The sequence below is a fragment of the Extensimonas perlucida genome, assembly GCF_007655255.1.
GTDB classification, from domain to species: Bacteria; Pseudomonadota; Gammaproteobacteria; order Burkholderiales; family Burkholderiaceae_C; genus Extensimonas; species Extensimonas perlucida.
Genome location: NZ_VMYE01000050.1, coordinates 1 through 1,063 on the forward strand (window position 1 = coordinate 1; position 1,063 = coordinate 1,063).

The following is a 1,063-nucleotide window of genomic DNA, read 5'->3' on the forward strand; positions in this document are numbered from 1 at the left end:
GGGGCGTGCGGGCTTCATCCGCATCGACAGCGTGCACCAGGGCGACCAGGACGGCACCAAGGGGCTGTACCACATCAACGCGGTGGACTGCGTCACGCAGTGGCAGGTGGTGGCCAGCGTGCAGACCATCAGCGAGGTGCACCTGCTGGGGGTGATCGAGCAGATGCTGGCGCAGTTTCCCTTCGAGATTCTGGGCTTTCACTCGGACAACGGCAGCGAGTATGTCAACCACCGGGTGGCGCAGATGCTGCAGAAGTTGCACATCGAGTTCACGCGCAGCCGCCCGCGCCGCAGCAACGACAACGCGCTGGTCGAGACCAAGAACGGCGCGGTGGTGCGCAAGGTCTTCGGCTTTGAGCACATCGAGCAGCGGCACGCGCTGCACTTCAACACCTTCTGCATCGAGTATCTGAACCCGTTCCTGAATTTTCACCGCCCTTGCCTGTTCGCCACCGAGGTGCCCCACCCCACCAAGCCCGGGCGCATCAAGCGGGTGTATGACCCCAGGGACGTGATGACACCCCTCTCCAAGCTGGCGAGCCTGCCTGATGCGGCGCAGGGCCTGCGCGCGGGGGTTTCGCTACAGGAGCTGCAGCAACGCGCCCTGGCGCTGAGCGATGTGCAGGCAGCAGAAGAGCTCAATGCGGCGCGGGCGGATTTGTTTCGTCGCACCTGCCGCCGGCCTCCTGAGGCGGCTGCACGCGCGTGAGCGGGCGCGTGAAGGGATGGGCGCGAGGGCGGTGCTATTGTGCCCTGGCGGCACTGGTGGCGGCCCACCGCAGGTGCGCAGCAGGCACGAAGCAAGCGCCCAGATGGTGCAAGCCAAGCGCATGGGCGGAGGGCGGGGGCCGGGCGCTGCGCGCCCGGCAAGGGCTGTGGACAAGTGGACGATGCGCCTGGCGGCGCACCGGGTGCGACCCGTGGACAACGCAGGCGTTGCCCACCGCCCGCGCCCTTCGCCCACTTGCCCACAGCCCTCCACGATGGTGAGAAAAATCTCCAATACACTGCCGACGTCTACAACGATTCGACTCGTTGCGCCTCGCTGCTTTTTGCGGGGGCT

General features: G+C 66.7%; 1 protein-coding gene. It reads left to right on the top strand.

The window, feature by feature from the left end:
- A partial coding sequence (locus tag FK527_RS17170; protein ID WP_144735887.1) for an integrase catalytic domain-containing protein occupies positions 1-709 on the top strand: 709 nt, incomplete at its 5' end.
- Positions 710-1,063: the final 354 nt, after the last annotated feature.